This window comes from Kribbella sp. VKM Ac-2571, assembly GCF_004362255.1.
Taxonomy (GTDB): Bacteria; Actinomycetota; Actinomycetes; order Propionibacteriales; family Kribbellaceae; genus Kribbella; species Kribbella pratensis.
In genome coordinates this window covers 18,543-34,409 of sequence record NZ_SNWS01000007.1, presented here as the reverse complement: position 1 = coordinate 34,409, position 15,867 = coordinate 18,543, and the positions used below count along the sequence as shown (strand labels likewise).

Annotated in this window: 15 protein-coding genes and 1 pseudogene; 6 read left to right on the top strand and 10 right to left on the bottom strand. The window is 69.0% G+C overall.

All coding sequences use genetic code 11. From position 1 onward, the window contains the following. Nucleotides 1–3 precede the first annotated feature (3 nt). The gene (locus EV651_RS16830; RefSeq protein WP_133786147.1) at nucleotides 4–1,008 is read left to right on the top strand and encodes a LacI family DNA-binding transcriptional regulator; all 1,005 of its coding nucleotides are present in this window, start codon (nucleotides 4–6) and stop codon (nucleotides 1,006–1,008) included. On the opposite strand, the gene EV651_RS16825 is transcribed toward EV651_RS16830, so the two are convergent. Beyond that, a complete protein-coding gene (locus EV651_RS16825; RefSeq protein ID WP_133786146.1) occupies nucleotides 1,005–2,042 on the bottom strand; it encodes an alcohol dehydrogenase catalytic domain-containing protein in 1,038 nt (345 codons plus the stop codon). The genes EV651_RS16830 and EV651_RS16825 overlap by 4 nt on opposite strands. Nucleotides 2,043–2,057: 15 nt before the next feature. Beyond that, nucleotides 2,058–2,351 (bottom strand): cupin domain-containing protein, encoded by a 294-nt coding sequence (locus EV651_RS16820; protein WP_238156956.1) that lies wholly within the window; start codon nucleotides 2,349–2,351, stop codon nucleotides 2,058–2,060. Between the two features lie 216 nt (nucleotides 2,352–2,567). Here EV651_RS16820 and EV651_RS16815 point away from each other — a divergent pair. Further along, nucleotides 2,568–3,427, top strand: a pseudogene (locus tag EV651_RS16815) (helix-turn-helix transcriptional regulator). Here EV651_RS16815 and EV651_RS16810 read toward each other — a convergent pair. Continuing rightward, complete coding sequence (locus EV651_RS16810; protein WP_133786145.1) at nucleotides 3,424–4,296, bottom strand: LysR family transcriptional regulator; 873 nt, start codon at nucleotides 4,294–4,296, stop codon at nucleotides 3,424–3,426. The pseudogene EV651_RS16815 and the gene EV651_RS16810 overlap by 4 nt on opposite strands. A gap of 70 nt (nucleotides 4,297–4,366) precedes the next feature. On the opposite strand from EV651_RS16810, the gene EV651_RS16805 reads away from it, so the two are divergent. Beyond that, entirely contained in the window at nucleotides 4,367–5,107 is a 741-nt protein-coding gene (locus EV651_RS16805; protein ID WP_133786144.1) for an SDR family oxidoreductase, read from the top strand. On the opposite strand, the gene EV651_RS16800 is transcribed toward EV651_RS16805, so the two are convergent. Then, nucleotides 5,067–6,269, bottom strand: a complete 1,203-nt coding sequence (locus tag EV651_RS16800) for an MFS transporter (protein ID WP_238156954.1) — start codon at nucleotides 6,267–6,269, stop codon at nucleotides 5,067–5,069. The genes EV651_RS16805 and EV651_RS16800 overlap by 41 nt on opposite strands. Before the next feature lie 67 nt (nucleotides 6,270–6,336). Here EV651_RS16800 and EV651_RS42385 point away from each other — a divergent pair, with 67 nt between their 5' ends. Genes EV651_RS42385 through EV651_RS16785 form a run of 3 tightly spaced genes read left to right on the top strand, consistent with a single transcriptional unit; the run spans nucleotide 6,337 to nucleotide 9,023 of the window. Then, nucleotides 6,337–7,314, top strand: a complete 978-nt coding sequence (locus EV651_RS42385) for a DUF5937 family protein (protein WP_238156952.1) — start codon at nucleotides 6,337–6,339, stop codon at nucleotides 7,312–7,314. 26 nt (nucleotides 7,315–7,340) lie between these two features. Then, nucleotides 7,341–8,012 carry a DUF1345 domain-containing protein gene (locus EV651_RS16790; RefSeq protein WP_202870362.1) on the top strand — a complete coding sequence of 224 codons (672 nt, stop codon included), beginning with the start codon at nucleotides 7,341–7,343 and terminating at the stop codon, nucleotides 8,010–8,012. Between the two features lie 45 nt (nucleotides 8,013–8,057). Then, nucleotides 8,058–9,023, top strand: coding sequence for a DMT family transporter (locus EV651_RS16785; protein WP_238156951.1), 966 nt, complete (start codon nucleotides 8,058–8,060; stop codon nucleotides 9,021–9,023). Here the strand turns inward: EV651_RS16785 and EV651_RS16780 are convergent. The 6 genes from EV651_RS16780 to EV651_RS16755 all read right to left on the bottom strand — a co-directional run bounded on the left by EV651_RS16780 (nucleotide 9,016) and on the right by EV651_RS16755 (nucleotide 15,865). Beyond that, nucleotides 9,016–10,167 carry an alanine--tRNA ligase-related protein gene (locus EV651_RS16780; protein ID WP_133786140.1) on the bottom strand — a complete coding sequence of 384 codons (1,152 nt, stop codon included), beginning with the start codon at nucleotides 10,165–10,167 and terminating at the stop codon, nucleotides 9,016–9,018. The genes EV651_RS16785 and EV651_RS16780 overlap by 8 nt on opposite strands. A 228-nt stretch (nucleotides 10,168–10,395) precedes the next feature. Then, a complete protein-coding gene (locus EV651_RS16775) occupies nucleotides 10,396–11,523 on the bottom strand; it encodes a glycosyltransferase family 4 protein (protein ID WP_133786139.1) in 1,128 nt (375 codons plus the stop codon). Then, a complete protein-coding gene (locus tag EV651_RS16770) occupies nucleotides 11,520–12,767 on the bottom strand; it encodes a M48 family metallopeptidase (RefSeq protein ID WP_133786138.1) in 1,248 nt (415 codons plus the stop codon). Before EV651_RS16770 ends, EV651_RS16775 begins: the two co-directional genes overlap by 4 nt. Beyond that, nucleotides 12,760–14,244: a hypothetical protein gene (locus tag EV651_RS16765; RefSeq protein ID WP_133786137.1), complete on the bottom strand. Its 1,485-nt coding sequence runs from the start codon at nucleotides 14,242–14,244 to the stop codon at nucleotides 12,760–12,762. Before EV651_RS16765 ends, EV651_RS16770 begins: the two co-directional genes overlap by 8 nt. An 88-nt stretch (nucleotides 14,245–14,332) precedes the next feature. Next, nucleotides 14,333–15,394 carry a C40 family peptidase gene (locus EV651_RS16760; protein WP_133786136.1) on the bottom strand — a complete coding sequence of 354 codons (1,062 nt, stop codon included), beginning with the start codon at nucleotides 15,392–15,394 and terminating at the stop codon, nucleotides 14,333–14,335. Between the two features lie 213 nt (nucleotides 15,395–15,607). After that, nucleotides 15,608–15,865 carry a hypothetical protein gene (locus tag EV651_RS16755; RefSeq protein ID WP_198682272.1) on the bottom strand — a complete coding sequence of 86 codons (258 nt, stop codon included), beginning with the start codon at nucleotides 15,863–15,865 and terminating at the stop codon, nucleotides 15,608–15,610. Nucleotides 15,866–15,867 lie beyond the last annotated feature (2 nt).

Genomic DNA, 15,867 nt, shown 5'->3' with positions numbered 1-15,867 from the left:
CGGTTGGCTGACGAGAAGCCGCGGCGTACGACTGTCGCGGACGTCGCCCGATTGGCCGGGGTGTCGGCGATGACGGTGTCGAACGTGCTCAACGCGCCACACCGCGTAGCGGCACCGACCGTCCGGACCGTGCGCGCCGCGATCCAGGAACTCGGGTACATCCCGAACCACGCTGCCCGCGCGTTGTCGTCCGGACGCAGCCAGGTGATCGGCCTGCCGATGTCCTTCGAGGACGACCTCGTGGACGACGACAACCCGGCCCTGGGCGGGTTCCTGCACAGCCTGCTCGGCGGTCTGGTCAAGGCGGCCGCGGTCTCAGGGTACGGCGTCCATGTTGTCGAGACCCCGGTCGACCACGCGACCGAGATCGTGCTGTACGACAAGCTGATCGCGGCGCGGCAGGTGGACGCGATCGTCGTCTCGGAGACGATGCCGCACGACGAGCGGATCGAGTTCCTCAGCCGCCGGCGGTTCCCGTTCGTGGCGTTCGGGCGGACGGGGCCTGAGCATCGGCAGTGCTGGGTCGACGTGGACAACGAGTCGTCGATGGCCGGGGTCGCCGCGCATCTGCGGGCTACCGGCCGGGAGCGGGCGGTGTACCTGGCGACGGACAGTCCGCTGCCGTGGGTGCATCAGCGGCGGGACGGGTTCGTCCGGGAGTTCCCGTCGACGGTGGCGCGGTCGTTCGGTTCGCTCGAGGCGGTAGCGGCGTACGTCGAAGAGCTGGACCCGCCGGACGTTTTCGTTGCGGACAACGACGCGTTCGCGGTGGTCGCGATGCGGGCACTGCAGCGACGGGGGATCACGGTCGGTCAGGACGTCGCCGTGACCGGATTCAACGACTTCCCGTTCGCGAGCATGCTCGACACGCCGCTGACGACCGCCCGGATCCCGCTGCGGGACATCGCCGCCTGCCTGTTCGACCGCGCCCTGCACGAAATCAGCGGCGAGCCGGACGAGCCGGGCAGGCTCGTCACGGCGCCGCTCGTCATCCGTTCGAGCGCCTAAGGCTTGACGAGCACCTTGAGCGCGGTGCGTTCGTCCATCGCGTGGTATCCGTCCGCCACGTCGGCGAGGGCGACCTCGCTGTCGAAGACCTTGCCGGGGTCGACGGTGCCCGCGAGGACGTCCGGGAGCAGGGTTTCGATGTAGGCGCGGGCAGGCGCGGGGCCGCCGGTAAGGGTGATGTTGGGGCGGAAGAGGCTGGAGAACCCGACCGGAGCATCGGTGTACTGCGGTACCCCGACGCGGCTGATGACGCCGCCGGGCCGAACGACGCCGACCGCCTGGTCATAGGCGGGCCGGTGGCCGACCGCTTCGAGTACGACGTGCGTACCGTCGCCGCCGGTGAGGTCCCGTACGCGGGCGATGCCCTCTTCGCCGCGCTCGGCTACGACATCGGTCGCGCCGTACTCGCGGCCGAGGTCGGTGCGGGCCGTGTGGCGGCCCATGAGGATGATCTGCTCGGCGCCGAGGCGCTTCGCGGACAGGACAGCCAGTAGGCCGACGGCTCCGTCGCCGATGACCGTCACGCTTGTGCGCGGGCCGACGTTCGCCTTGATTGCCGCGTGATAGCCGGTTCCGTACACGTCGGACAGCGTGAGCAGCGAGGGGATCAGCGGTGAGGTCTCCTCGACCGGTACGGCGACGAGGGTGCCGTCCGCGAGCGGAACCCTGACAGCCTCGGCCTGACCGCCGCCGACGTCGCCGGCGTTCCAGAAACCGCCGTGCCGACAGGAGGTCTGCACGCCCTCGCGGCAGAAGTCGCAGGTACCGTCGGACCAGGCGAACGGGGCGATCACGAAGTCACCAGTCTTGATGCTGGTCACATCGCTACCGGTGTCTTCGACGACACCGACGAACTCGTGCCCCATGGACCTGCCGTCCGGGTCCGCCGCCATCGAGTGGTACGGATGCAGGTCGGACCCGCAGACACAGGCCCGCACAACGCGCACGATCGCGTCGGTCGGTTCCTTGATGATCGGCTCAGGCACATCAACAACACGAACGTCGCCCGCGCCGTACATGTAAGTGGCTCGCATCAGAATCCTTCTGACTCAGGAGGTCTGGGCCTGTTCGTAGTCGGTGTCAGTGACGTGCTCGGCCCAGGTCGTTTCCGGTACGTCGGGGTTGCCGGTGCCGTCCCAGATGGCGAGGTGGGTCATGAAGCTGTCGGCGGTCGCGCCGTGCCAGTGCCACTCCCCTGGTGGGGTGTGCACGGTGTCGCCGGGACGCATCACGATCACCTGGCCGTCCCGGGTGCCGACCAGGCCGACGCCCTCGGTGACGTGCAGGGTCTGGCCCATCGCGTGGGTGTGCCAGGCCGTGTGGGCGCCGGGTGCGAAGTGCACTGCGTTCACCCGGGCGCGAGACGGTTCCTCTCCGCTAGATCTGGTCGAACCAGACCTCCCCGGTGAACCAGTCCCCCGGTCCTTTCGCGGTCGCGGGTTTCGTCAGTTTCTCCATGTGTGCCAGTGAACGGGCTGCCGCGTGCCCGCGGGAGTCACTGTCGTTACAGGTAATGCCAGTACCTCCTTCAGGTCCGGGTGCCCGTCTACGGTGGAGGCATGGACAACCGAGCTGCGATCCGCGAGTTTCTCGCCTCGAGGCGAGCGCGGATCACCCCCGAGCAGGCGGGACTGCCGGCGTACGGCGGCAACCGCCGGGTCAAGGGGCTGCGCCGCGAAGAGGTCGCCATGCTGGCGGGAATGAGCATCGACTACTACGTGCGGCTGGAGCGCGGGAACCTGGCCGGGGCCTCCGACACCGTCCTGGAAGGACTTGCCCGCGCGCTGCAACTGGACGACGCCGAGCGCGCTCACCTGTTCGATCTCGCCCGCGCCGCCGAACCGACTCCCGCGCGCAGTCGTAAGACCGCGCCGGCGACCATTCCGGCCAGCGTCCAGCTCGTGCTCGACGCCGTGACCGATACGCCGGCCTGGGTCCGTAACGCCCGCCACGACATGCTCGCGGCCAACCGGATGGCCCGCGCACTGCACGCTCCGCTGCTCGCGGATCCGCGGCGTCCCGCGAACAGCGCCCGCTCGTCTACCTCGACCCGGCGTCACACGACTTCTACCAGGACTGGGAACGCGCCGCCGACGACATCGCCGCGATGCTGCGCTCCGAGGCCGGGCGCAATCCGCACGACAAGTTGCTGATCGAACTCATCGGAGAGCTGTCCACCCGCAGCGAGGACTTCCGTACCCGCTGGGCTGCCCACAACGTCCGCTTCCACCGCACCGGCCTGAAGAAATTCCACCACCCGGTCGTCGGTGACCTGGAGCTCACCTTCGAGGCGATGGAATTCCCCGCGCACCCAGGGCTCACTCTCCTGGTCTACGTCGCACCCGCCGGCACTCCCACCGCCGACAGCCTCAAGCTCCTCGCCAGCTGGGCCGCCACCGCGGAGGTGCCGCAGCACTAGGGAGCAACTGAGTGCCTGACTGCCGCCTCGACGAACTTGGCGAGGTCGGCGGAGCGGCTGCCGGCCGGCCACACCACCAGCATCTGGTACGGCTCGACGTCGGTCACCGGTCGGTAGACGACGTCCGGCCGGATGTTGCGCTCGGCCATCGACCGCGGCACGAGCGCGACCGCCTGCCCGAACGCGACCACCTCCAGCAGCTGCGACGAGTCCTGGACGATCGGTCCGTCCACCGGATCGTCCGGCCGCGCAGACCAGTAGTTGCGCTCAGCAACGTTGGCCCGGCTCCACCGTGGCGCCGGAATCCCGGCCAGATCGTCGGCCGCCAGCACCTCCCGCGCCGCGAGCTCGTGCCGCGCCGGAAGCGCGGCAACCCGCGGCTCCCGGTACAGCAACTCGGTTTCCAGTCCGTGGTCGTCGAACGGCCGACTGACGAGCGCAACATCCGCCCGCCCGTCCCGAACCATGTCGGCCTGCTCCCCGAACCCGCTCACCACCACCTCGACGCCCGGCAGCTCGTCCCGCAGCTCGGTGACGATCCGGTGCAGCAACTCCGTCGCGACACCGGGCTTAGCGGTCACGATCAGCCCGCGTGCCGACAGTCCGGCCCGCTGCGTACGACGTACCGCGGAATCGAGGGCGTCGAGGACCGGCCCGGACTCTTTGAGCAGGGTCTCGCCCGCGGACGTCAACGCGAGCCGTTGGCCGGTGCGGTCGAACAGGTCGACGCCGAGACGGTGCTCGAGCTGGCGCATCGCGCGGGACAGCGGCGGCTGGGCGATACCCAGACGCTCGGCGGCACGAGTGATGTTCAGGTCCTCGGCGACGGCGCGGAAGTATCGCAGTTCGCGGATCTCGGGTTCCGGCATACCTCCAGGGTATGGCGGACCACCTGACCGGTGTTGGTCCGCGGGGGCGGGTCCGCGCTGGACTGGAGGCATGAATCAGAACGAAGTCGCCCTGGTGACGGGCGGGAACAAAGGCATCGGCCACGAGATCGTGCGCCAACTCGCGGCACGTGGCCTGACTGTGTATCTGGGGGCGCGGAACCCGGCCCTGGGTGCTCGCGCAGCGGAGGAGCTGGCCGGAGACGTGCGGCTCGTGCAGCTGGACGTGACCGACGTGGAGTCGGTCGCGGCAGCCGCCAAGCAGGTCGAGGCGGACTCCGGCCGGCTCGATGCGCTGGTGAACAACGCGGGCATCGTGTCCGAGTGGGGTACGGCGGTCGCAGACATCACGGCCGAACAGGTGCGAACGGCGTACGACGTGAATGTGTTCGGTGTAGTCGCAGTGATCAACGCCTTCTTACCGCTGCTGCGGCAATCGCCGAACGCGCGGATCGTGAACATGTCGAGCGGACTCGGCTCGGTCAACCTCCTCTCAGAACTCGACGGCCGCCTCGCGACGCAAGGGTTGCTCGCGTACAGCTCGTCGAAGGCAGCACTCAACGCACTGACTCTGGTCTACGCAAGCGCCCTGCGCGCAGACAACATCAAGGTGAACGCCGCGACACCGGGTCTCGTGCCGACCGACCTGAACTCGCAGGCATCGGTACCACGCGGCGAGCGAACCGTGGCCGACGGAGCAGCCGTCCCGGTCGCCCTCGCGACACTCCCAGCAGACGGCCCGACGGGCGCCTTCAGAGGACCTGAGTCGCTGTCCGACGTGGCTCCGTGGTGAGCGCCTGACGGGCGATCAGCAAGGTGATCGTGGTGCCGAGGATGCCTGCTGCTGCCATGGTGAGGTTTGGGGCGACGAAGGAGCCGACGACGCCGCCGAGGGCGATGCTGACGCCCTGGATCGCCATCAGGCCGCTGGTTTGGACGGTGAACAGGCGGCCGCGGTACGACGGTTCGGCGTGCTGCAGGATCAGCGGGTCGATGCCCTGGTTGAAGGCGTAGCCGGTGCCCGAGATCGCGAGGAGTACCGCGGCGACCGGGATCGGCGGTGCGGTCAGGAACGCGATCGCGGGCAGCTGGCTGGTCAGCAGGAACGGGACGACGAGCCGTCGCCGCGCGGAAGGGGTGAACCGCGCGACGACGAGCTCGCCGAGCACGCTGCCGACGGCGTACCCGGTGAACAACGCACCGGCGGCAGCGGCTGCGACGCCGACCTGAGCGGTGTACGCGACGGCCAGTCCGTCCGGGACGGACGAGAACGCCGGCGCCACCCAGGTCAGCAGGATCAGGTTGCGGAGTTTGGCGTTGGCGAACAGCAGCTGCAGCCCGGACCACGAGTCGCGGACCGTGTTGCTGGTGCGCTCCCCCGGCGGCGTGTACGGCGTACCCGTCGCGATCAGCACCGCCGACGCGACGAAACTCACCGCGTCGAGCGCCAGCAGCCAGTTCGCCCCGACCATCGCGACCGCGATCCCGCCGAGTGCGAATCCGGTCAGCACCGCGACCTGACTGATTGCCCTCAGCAAGGACCTGCCGACCGGGAAGAGATCGGCCGGCAACAGCTGCGCGAGACTGGCGGCCCGTGCGCCCGCGAAGATCGGCGCGACGATCCCGGTCACCAGCAACAGTCCGAGCAGGCCGCCCACCGGCATTCCCGGTATCAGCATCAGTCCAATGGCCGCAGCGCTGACCACGTCGCACGCGACCAGGACGCGGCGCGCCGGGAATCGGTCCGCGATCGACGAGAACAGCACGCCGCTCACGGCGTACGGCAGGAACGAGCACGCCAGGACGAGGGCCGACAGCAACGGCGATCCGGTCCGCTCGAAGATCAGGATGGACAACGCGACCTGCGCCGCCACGGTCCCCAGCATCGAGACGGTGTGGGCGGCGTACACGGCGGGCAGGCCGGGAAGGCTGAGTACAGCTCGGTAGGACCTCACGCGGCGAGAGTGCACGCGTCCGGGGCGGGCGGCGTAGAGTTTTGGTTGTGGCCGAAAGTTCAGGTTCGTGACGGTACTGCGGTTCACGCAGGCGGACGCGCTGCGGTGCCGGTTCGGGGCGTCGCCGTTGTGGGAGACGATGTCCGCGGTGCGGGTGCTGAACGGATCGAAGCACCGGCCGTTGTACGCCGATTGGATCGCGGCGAAGCGGCAATCGGCAGCGCGACTCGACCTGCGCGGGCTGAAGGCGGTGCAGCCCCGCGTAGGGTTCACGCCGGACTTCCTGACCCCGCCGCCGAAGGCCTCCCGGGCGAAGTTCGCCACCGAGATCGCTCGCGTCCGTAGTACCCCGCTCGAGAAGGTTCGCACCGAACTGATCCGGTCTCGGGACGAATTGAAGAACCCCGGAGCGCCGGAGATCGACAAGATGCTGGACGACCTGGCCGGCACCCGCGCGCGACTCGCCGACGAGATCGAGGCTGCCTGGGAGACCCTGATCAAGCCGGACTGGCCGTTGATCAGCCGCGTTCTCGAGGACGACATCGCCTACCGCGGTCAGCAGCTGACCGAGGGCGGCCTGGCCGGACTGTTCGACGATCTGCACCCGACCCTGGACTGGGAGGACGACCGCCTGATCGCCGCCCGGTACCGCTCCGAGGACCGCGATCTCGCCGGACAGGGCCTGCTCCTGGTTCCCGGGGTCTTCGCCTGGCCGCACCTCGTGATCGTCGTCGACCCGGCGTACCACCCGACCCTCGTCTATCCGGCCCGCGGCGCGGCCCGCCTGTGGTCCGACGCTCCTGCTCCACCGGACCCGCTGGCCCGCCTCCTCGGCCGCACTCGCGCGACCCTCCTCGTCGCGCTCGACCCACCCGCCACGACCAGCGCGCTCGCCGCCCAATACAACCTCGCCCTCGCCACGGTCGCCGAACACCTGTCGGCGTTGTACGACGCGGGTCTCGCGACACGTCGACGTACCGGTCACCAGGTCCACTACCGCCGTACCGAAGTGGGACAGGCCGTCATCGACGCTTCCGTCGGATAACCGGCACGCGGCGCGAGAATGCTGAGATGAACAAGCCGACGAAGGTGCCTTCGCCCAGCACCCGCCACACGCGGCGCTGGCCGGCCTCGCTGGCGGTGGTCGCGGTTCTGGCGCTGCAGGTGCTCGTGCCGACGCAGATCAACGCGCTGCCGCGGTGGCTCATGCCCGCGCTCGGTGGACTTCTGCTGCTGCCGCTGGTGTGGATGAACCCGTTCCACCTGCGCCGCGACGAGCCCTGGCTGCGGTCGGTGGAGGTCGTCCTCCTCGCGGTCCTGGTCGCGGTGAACGCGTACTACCTCGCCGGAATGATCTTCTTCCTGAACAACGGAGAGGCAGGAGACGGCAAGGTCCTCGTCAAGAGCGCTCTGCTGATCTGGGTGACGAACGTGGTCGCGTTCGCGGTCTGGTACTGGGAGATCGACCGCGGCGGCCCGTTCGCCCGGGCACCTGAGCACGAGCGTGAGACCGAGCGCGCGGATCTGCTGTTCCCGCAGATGACCGTCGACCTGCCGGGGTGGAAGGGCTGGCTGCCCGGGTTCACCGACTACCTGTTCGTCTCGTTCACCGCCGCGACCGCGTTCAGCCCGACCGACACGATGCCGCTGACGGCCCGGACGAAGATGCTGATGGGTATCCAGTCGGCGATCGCGCTGCTCACCGTCGCGATCGTCGCGGCCCGCGCGGTGAACGTTCTCTGAGATCACCCTCGACAGCGGTGTAATGGGCATGAGAGCGTTATGCCCATGTACAGCTCGAAGTCGGTGGGGTTGGGGTTCGCGGTCTTCTCCGCGGTCACGTTCGGCGGATCGGGCCCGTTCGCGAAGGCCCTGATCGGCGCCGGTTTCACACCGCAGCAGGCGGCCTGGTTACGGATCCTCGGCGCCGCCGCGGTGCTGGTTCCGCTCGTGCTGGTCTTCCGCGGCCGCGCCGGGCTGCGCTCGGCCCGGGCGTCCTGGAAGGCGCTGGTGCTCTACGGCCTGACCGGGATCGCCGGCTGCCAGACGCTGTTCTTCATCGCGGCCAGCCGGTTGCCGGTCGGCGTGGCACTGATGCTCGAGTTCTCCGGGCCGGTGCTGGTCGTCGCGTGGCTGAAGTTCGGCCAGAAGGTCGCCGTACCGCGGTCGGCCGCGATCGGGGTGAGTATCGCGGTCGTCGGTCTCGCGACGGTGGCGCAGATCTGGTCCGGGTTGCGGATCGACCTCATCGGTCTGCTCGCCGGCCTCGGCGCCGCCGCGTGCCAGGCGACGTACTTCATCCTGATCGACAAGCTGACCGGCGCCGCGGATCCGCTCGTGATGACGGCGGCGGGCAGCGTGGTCGGCGCCGTCGTGCTGACCCTGATCGCGGCTCCGTGGGGTACGCCGTGGCACGTGCTGGTCGACTCGATCGCGATCGGCCAGCGGCACGCTCCCGGTTGGGTGATGGCCGCGTGGCTGATCCTGGTGAGCACGGTCGTCGCCTACCTGGCAGGCGCTGCCGCCGTGCAGCGGCTCTCGGCGCCGATCGCGGGTGCGGTCGCGTACGTCGAGGTGGTCGCGGCCTGCGTGTTCGCGCTGATCCTGCTCGGCGAGACGCTGCGCACCAACCAGATCATCGGCGGCGTGATCGTGCTGGCCGGCGCGTTCGTGGCCCAGTCGTCGGTGGGGAAGGTCGCGGCTCCGGAGATTCCCGACGCTTCCCCCACCGACGTACTGGATCGGGTCATCTGAGCGAGTCCACGAGTTCCCGCGGCAGGCCGTGGGTTTCGTGCAGGTACTCGTAGTCGGTGTCGTCGAGGGACTTGTGGAACCGCTCGTGGCTGAGCACCTTGCGGCCGCGGTCGAGCAGGTTGCTGAACCGGATCTCCTCGTCGATGAGGATCCGCCGGATCAGCGTCACCGTCTCGCCCTGGTGGAAATGGCCGAGCGTGTGCTCGAACAGTTCGATCGGCAGGTCCGACAGCGACCGCGACTCGTCGGTCTGCCAGAGGATTGTCAACAATCGGCGGATCAGCCGGCGCAGCACGTACCCGCGACCGGTGTTCGACGGGTGCACGCCGTCGCCGATGATCACGATGCTGGACCGCAGATGATCGATGACGATCCGCTGCGAGCGCTCGTCCAGCGTCCACAGCTTCGGGATGATCCGCATCCACGGCTCGAACAGCGAGGTCTCGAACACCGACTGTCGGCCCTCCAGGAGCATCGTCAGCCGCTCCAGGCCGAGACCGGTGTCGATGTTCTGCTGCTTGAGCTCCTCGAGCGAGCCGTCGTCGTGGCGGCGGTACCGCATCATCACGTGATTCCAGACCTCGACCCATCGCTCGTCGGTGGTCGGCGTACCCTCCGGCTCACCGTCGCCGGTCCAGAGGAAGATCTCCGAGTCCGGACCGCACGGGCCGGTCGGGCCGTTCGACCACCAGTTGTCGTCGGTGGTCAGCTCGATCGGTAGCCCGAGCTCCTGCCAGGTGCGGAGCGACTCCTGGTCGAGCGGCACCTGATCGTCGCCGCCGAAGACGGTCACGTACATCCGCCGCGGGTCCAGGCCGAAGCGGGTGGTGAGCAGCTCGTACCCCCAGCGGAGAGTCTCGCTGCTGCCGTAGTCTCCCAGCGACCACGAGCCCAGCATCTCGAACACCGTCAGGTGGGTCGGATCCCCCACCTCGTCGAGATCGGTGGTTCGCAGGCATCGCTGGATACCCACGAGTCTGCGTCCCAGTGGATGTGGTTCGCCCTCCAGGTACGGCGTGAGCGGATGCATCCCCGAGGTCGTGAAGAGCACGGGATCGCCGAGCCGCGGAATGAGCGTGGACCCTGTCGTCGGGACGTGGTCGCGGTCGATGAAGTAGTCGATGAAAGTCCTGCTGATGCTCATGGTTCTCGTCCTTGTCGAATTCAGGACCGGAACCAGACCACCGGGCTACCTCAAACAAAACACCGGCGAACCGTTTCCGGTCGCCGGTGGAAGATTCAGAATGTCAGGCCGCGGCAGCCGGAGAGCGTGAAGCTCGTACGGCTGCGGCAAGTCGGAACATTCGGTGCATGCCGGCCAGAGTACACGATTTCCACCACCCGCTGTCCACCCTTTCCCGACACCCCCGGGTCAGGCGTCCAGCAGTTCCCGCAGGACGGCGCCCGACCTCCCCCAGGTCCACTCGTCCTCGATCCACTTCCGCCCAGCGGCCCCCATCGCGGCACGGTCCTGGGCATTCGTCAGCAGTTCGACCAGGCGGACACCTACCGCAGCTGGGTTGTAGGGGTCGACCAGGAACCCCGTCGTACCGTGCACCACCGTGTCAGCCGCGCCACCGGAATCCCCTACCACCACGGGCTTGCCGGTCGCGGACGCCTCCAGCGTGACGATGCCGAGCGCCTCCGGTTCCAGCCCGAACCGCCGCGTCCGGCACGGCATCGCGAACACATCGGCAGCATCGACGTACGGCGGAATCTCGGCCCACGGAACCGGCCCCGTGAACACCATCGCGTCCGCCACGCCGGCGCGCACCGCCAGCTCCTCGAGGTATTCGCGGTCCGGCCCACCGCCCACCAGCAGCAGCCGCGCGTCAGGCACCGACCGCTGGACCCGCGACCACGCGCGGATCAGCGTGTCCTGCCCCTTCCGGCGAATCAGCCGCGACACGCAGGCAACCACCGGAACACCGTCCAGCCCGAGCCCCTTGCGGATCTGCTCTCCCCCACAGCCCGGAGCGAACCGGCTCGTGTCGACCCCTGGCGTCAACCTCCGCATCCGCTGCGCTGCCGCCGGCGACAACGCCGGAGCGATCCGTTCGGCACACCACGACGACACCGTCGTCACCGTGTCAGCCGCATCGCCGATCCGACGCAACGCCTGCCGGGCCCCGGGTACGCCGGCCCACCACGTCTCATGCCCGTGCGTCATCGCGACGATCCGCCGCGCACCGGCCCGCCGCAGCGCCGGACCCATCAACCCGAGCGGAGCGGCCGCCCCGAACAGGATCCGGTCGGCGCCGTACTCGCGCATCAGCTCGACGACCCGCTTCGTGACGCGGGCCGTCGGCAACAACATCGACGTCCGGTCCCGGATCACGGGGAACGGCAGCGTCGCGTCGTACACAATGTCTTGGGCGTCGCCGGGCTCGCGGGAGGTGTAGACGACGACGTCGGGCAGTTCGTCGCACAACGAGCGGACGAACGTCTCGATCCCGCCCTGGCGTGGCGGGAAGTCGTTGGTGACGACCAGGACGGTCATCGTCGGGCCAGGGGTGGGACCGTGCCGCCGTTCTCGGCGGCCCAGGCGCGGCCCATCGCGATCCGCTCCGGCGCGGTCGGGTGGCTGGCGAACATCCAGTACCGCCAGGCGCTCGGGTCGAGTCCCGAGATGTTCCGGACGGCGAGGTCGTGCTGCATCGCGACGAAGTCCTGCGGGTCGTTCGTGAGGCGGAGCGAGTGGTAGTCGGCACGCGCCTCGATCTTGCGGCTCACCAGTTTCTCGACGGGGCTCGCCAGCGTCGTACCGGCCACGATCAGCGCGACCAGGACCGCCGTACGCCGTGGGTCCGCGATCCGGGCCCCGAGCAACAAGTACAGCACCGTGATGCCGAACGCCGTACCGAGCACGCCGATCAACGTGCCGTGCAGTACGTCGTCCTCGGCGGCGTGACCGAGCTCGTGCGCGACCACGAGCCGGACCTGCGCGGGCGGCGTGTCCTTCAGGAGCGTGTCGTAGACGACCAGCCGACGGGTCGAGCCGAAGCCTGACACATAGGCATTCAGGGCGGTGGTCCGCTTCGACGCGTCCGCGACCAGCACGTCCTTCACCGGTACGCCGTCCTCGACCGCGAGCTTCAGGAAGTCGTTGCGCAGGGCACCGGCCGGCATCGACGTGAAGTCGTTGAACCGCGGCTCGATCAGGACCGGGTAGGCGAACGACACGCCCAGCACGAGCAGCGCTCCGGCGATTGCCCCGGGCAACCACCAGCGCTGGCGCAGGCGTTTCGCCAACGCCACCAGGACAATCGCGAGCACCGCGACCCCGAGCGAGGTGATCGCCCAGTTCACGCCGCGGTCCCAGACCCACAACCGCCAGTTCTCCACGGACAGCCCGTACTTCAGGCTGACCCGCTGGGCGAGTACGTCGGTCGGGACGGTGAGCAGGTTGGTGATCAGGGCGATCCCGGCCACCGTGACCGGTACGGCGAGGAACCACCAGCGGATGCGCAGACCGTCGTACAACCGGCGGCCCAGCGGGCTGAAGCCGATCACCAGCGGGACCGCGACCGAGATGATCCAGGACGCCGTCGACCAGCGGAGGATCTCGTGCCGGAACGCGTTCTGGCGGGCGATCTCCGCGGCCGTGAAGTCCAGCGCGGCGTCCGGCTTCGGCAGATCGATCAGGTGCCACGGCGTGGTGACCGCGATCGTGAAGACCAGCGCGAGCGCCAGCAGTCCACCCGTGGCGCGCGGCGCCCACGGACTGGATGCTTTGTCAGGCACCGGCGAGCCGCTCGAGGTACTTCTGCCACTCCGCGACGAACTCGGCCTCGGTCATCCCGAGCACCGACTTGAACGCGTCCGGCAGCCCGGCCGAGGTCTTCGACGCGTGCACCGCCCGGTAGAACCTCACCAACTTGTCCTGTCCCTCGCGCTCAGCGATCAGCCTGCAGGCCAGCCACGCCGACTCGTACGCCTGCGGCAGCTCGGTCGCCGACGCCGCGAACGCCTCCGGCGTCGGCAAGGTGGACGGCACCTTCCCGGCACGCACTGCCTTGAACAACTCCTTCGCCGCCGACTCGTCCTGCACGGGTACGGCGGTGAACGCGACATAATCCGCGAAGCCTTCGGCGAGCCACAACGGCACCGGTGAAGCGGTCGCGGTCGACGCGACATGGGTGGTCTCGTGGGTCAGCACGATCCGCCGGCCCTGCTTGCCGAGCTCCTGGAACAGCTTCGGGTTCGCGACGATCCGCACCGGCGCGCCGAGGGCCGGCGTGTCCAGCTCGGCCATCGTGACGGCGGCGATCTGGGTGTACGTGTTCGGCTGCGCGCCGAGGACACCTTCCATCTGGGTCTGTTTCGCGGGCAGGTAGACGACCACCTTCTGACGCCAGCCCTTGCCCCACACCTTCGTCACCGACTCGACGGCCTTGTCGGCGACCGAAACGTAGCTTCTCGCCTCCGATTCCGAGTCGAGGCTGATCACCAGGCTGTGCTTGCCCTTGGCCAGGGCGATCGGGCCGAGCGCCCAGACCGGCCGACGCTGCCCCGCCGCGAACCGCTCCGAGAACGAGGCGGCGTACGTCTTCCCGTCGCGGGTGACGAACGTCACCGGGAGGGTCTCGCGCGCGGGCTTCACGTCGTACCCGGAGAGCTGCCAGGAGACCTCGACCTGCGCCAGCCAGGACTGTGTCCCGCCGAGCTCGGCCTGCCGGTCCGGGGTCAGGGCGGCGCTGTCGTCGCTCACGTAGCGTAGCTGGAAGGTGCCGAGCGGGAGCATGCTGAGGTTGCCGAAGATCGTCCGCGCGCTGGCCCGGAACGCCGTGGCCTTCGGGTCGATGGTGTTCAGGAACTCGGTGCGGTCCTCGTTCTCGACCGCGTCGGTCATTTTCTGCAGCACCGCTTCGCCGGCGACCGCCCGCTGTACGCCGGCCTGGGCCTGATCGGGCGTGCTCGGCGAGGACTGCGACGGCTGGTGCGCTGCGACGCCGTTCGGGTCGGCCGGGGCGTTGGCGATGCGCTGGAGCCCGGCGTACCCGGCACCGGCGACCAGGCAGACGGCGACACCGAGCGCGACCTTCTTCAGGATCGGCGGGAACGGCGGGCGCTGCGGACCGTCGGCGTAGGACTCCGACAGGTGATCGAGCGGCTCCTCAGCGTCACTGGCCGACGGGATCACGGGCAGCGGAACCGTATCGCCGTGCTCGTCGATCACCTCGGCCCCTCGCTGCTCACCTGCCCCAGTCAGGCGGGACACCCGGCCTCCTCCGACATTACGGCATCACCGTGAAACGGATCGGCTCCGGGGAGAACCCCGGAGCCGATGAGTATGTCAATGTCGCAGGTCAGCCCGGACGGACCGCGGTGTTGTACGGGTTCTCGTCGAGCGGGGCGATCTCCACGCTCTTACCCGGACGGGGAGCGTGCACGATCCGGCCGTTGCCGAGGTAGATGCCGACGTGGCTGATCGGGCTGAAGAAGAAGACCAGGTCGCCCGGCATGAGCTCGGACTTGCTGACCCGGCGGCCCTCGCTGGCCTGCGCCTTCGACGAGTGCGAGAGGGAAACGCCGGCCTTGCCCCAGGCGTACATGGTCAGGCCCGAGCAGTCGTACGAGTTGGGACCTGCGGCGCCCCAGACGTAGGAGTCACCGAGCTGGGACAGGGCGGCGTTGATCGCGATCTTCGCGCGGCCGCTGGCCGGAACGTTCGGGAGGTTCTTGTCGTCGCCGGTCCGGGCGCCGTCACGGGTCGGGCGCTGCTTGCGCGCCTCCTCCGCCTCCTTGGCGTTCTCTTGCTCGATCCGCTGGCGCTCGGCGTCGCTGAGCTTGTCGAGCACCTTCTGGGCGGCGTCGAGCTTGGACTGGAGCTGACCCTTGAGCGCGTCCTGCTTCGCCTGCACGGCCTGCAATGCGGCCAGCTCGGTCTGTGCGCTCGCCTGGAGGTCGGTCAGCTTGCCCTGCGCAACCTGGTAGCGACGCAGCGCCGAGTTCTGCTGGCCGGCGAAGGCCTGCGCGGTGGACGCCTGGCTGAGGAACTGGTCGGGGTTGCTCGACAGCAGCAGCTGCGCCGTCGTGGAGATGCCCGAGGTCTGGTAGCCCGCCACCGCGAGGGAGCCGATCTGCCGCTTCACCGCGTCCACCTGGGCCTGCTGCTTGGCGATACCGGCCTGCAGGGCCTTCACCCGGGCGGACGACGCGGTGATCTGCCCGCGCAGGTCGTTCGCCGACTCACCTGCCTCTTCGGCCTGGTGCTGGAGCGTGGCGATCTGCTGCTTCGCCTGCTCCAGAGTGGGCTTCGGGTCGGCGTCCGCCGCTCCCTGGATGAAGATCACTCCCGCGACGACAGCGGTGCTGGTGATGGCGGCGAGGGCGATTCCCTTGGTGCGGTTGATGCGTCCGATGGACACAGCCCGGTCGGTCCCTTCCTCTGCTCGCGCCGTCCCCGTTGACCTGGCCTGCCGCGGACAGCTGTCCACGGATCCGCCGGATCACTCCCTCGGCTTGCTGCTGCCCGGTCGGCCGGAGCGGCCGACGCCCTGAGGCAACGAGAGGTAACAGTAGTGACCGTTTCGTGACCAGTGCAATTCGCCCCTCGGGTTTGATCCAAAATTAACGAAGGATCACCCCGACCCAACGGCCGTTTCGTCTTCTCCGGCAGGCGATTCGGCAGCAATGTCCGGCTCGACACTACTGACCGCGTGCACGAGGCGCAGCGGCGGGACCAGGCCCGAGTCCGCGAGCGCGTCGAGGGCGGCCTTCTCGTCGTCGTCGATGCGCAGGCTGCCGGACCGTTCCTCCGAGAATCCGAGTACCACCGTGACGACGCAGTCCTGGCAGCCCGGGCCCTTCATCACACAAGCGTCGCAGTCGATCAGCACAA

Bases quoted from the DNA above. Each gene is read 5' to 3' on its own strand.
- EV651_RS16825 (WP_133786146.1), bottom strand. From the start codon at position 2,042: ATGCGAGCCACTTACATGTACGGCGCGGGCGACGTTCGTGTTGTTGAT.
- EV651_RS16810 (WP_133786145.1), bottom strand. From the start codon at position 4,296: ATGCCGGAACCCGAGATCCGCGAACTGCGATACTTCCGCGCCGTCGCC.
- EV651_RS16805 (WP_133786144.1), top strand. From the start codon at position 4,367: ATGAATCAGAACGAAGTCGCCCTGGTGACGGGCGGGAACAAAGGCATC.
- EV651_RS16790 (WP_202870362.1), top strand. From the start codon at position 7,341: ATGAACAAGCCGACGAAGGTGCCTTCGCCCAGCACCCGCCACACGCGG.
- EV651_RS16785 (WP_238156951.1), top strand. From the start codon at position 8,058: ATGTACAGCTCGAAGTCGGTGGGGTTGGGGTTCGCGGTCTTCTCCGCG.
- EV651_RS16780 (WP_133786140.1), bottom strand. From the start codon at position 10,167: ATGAGCATCAGCAGGACTTTCATCGACTACTTCATCGACCGCGACCAC.
- EV651_RS16775 (WP_133786139.1), bottom strand. From the start codon at position 11,523: ATGACCGTCCTGGTCGTCACCAACGACTTCCCGCCACGCCAGGGCGGG.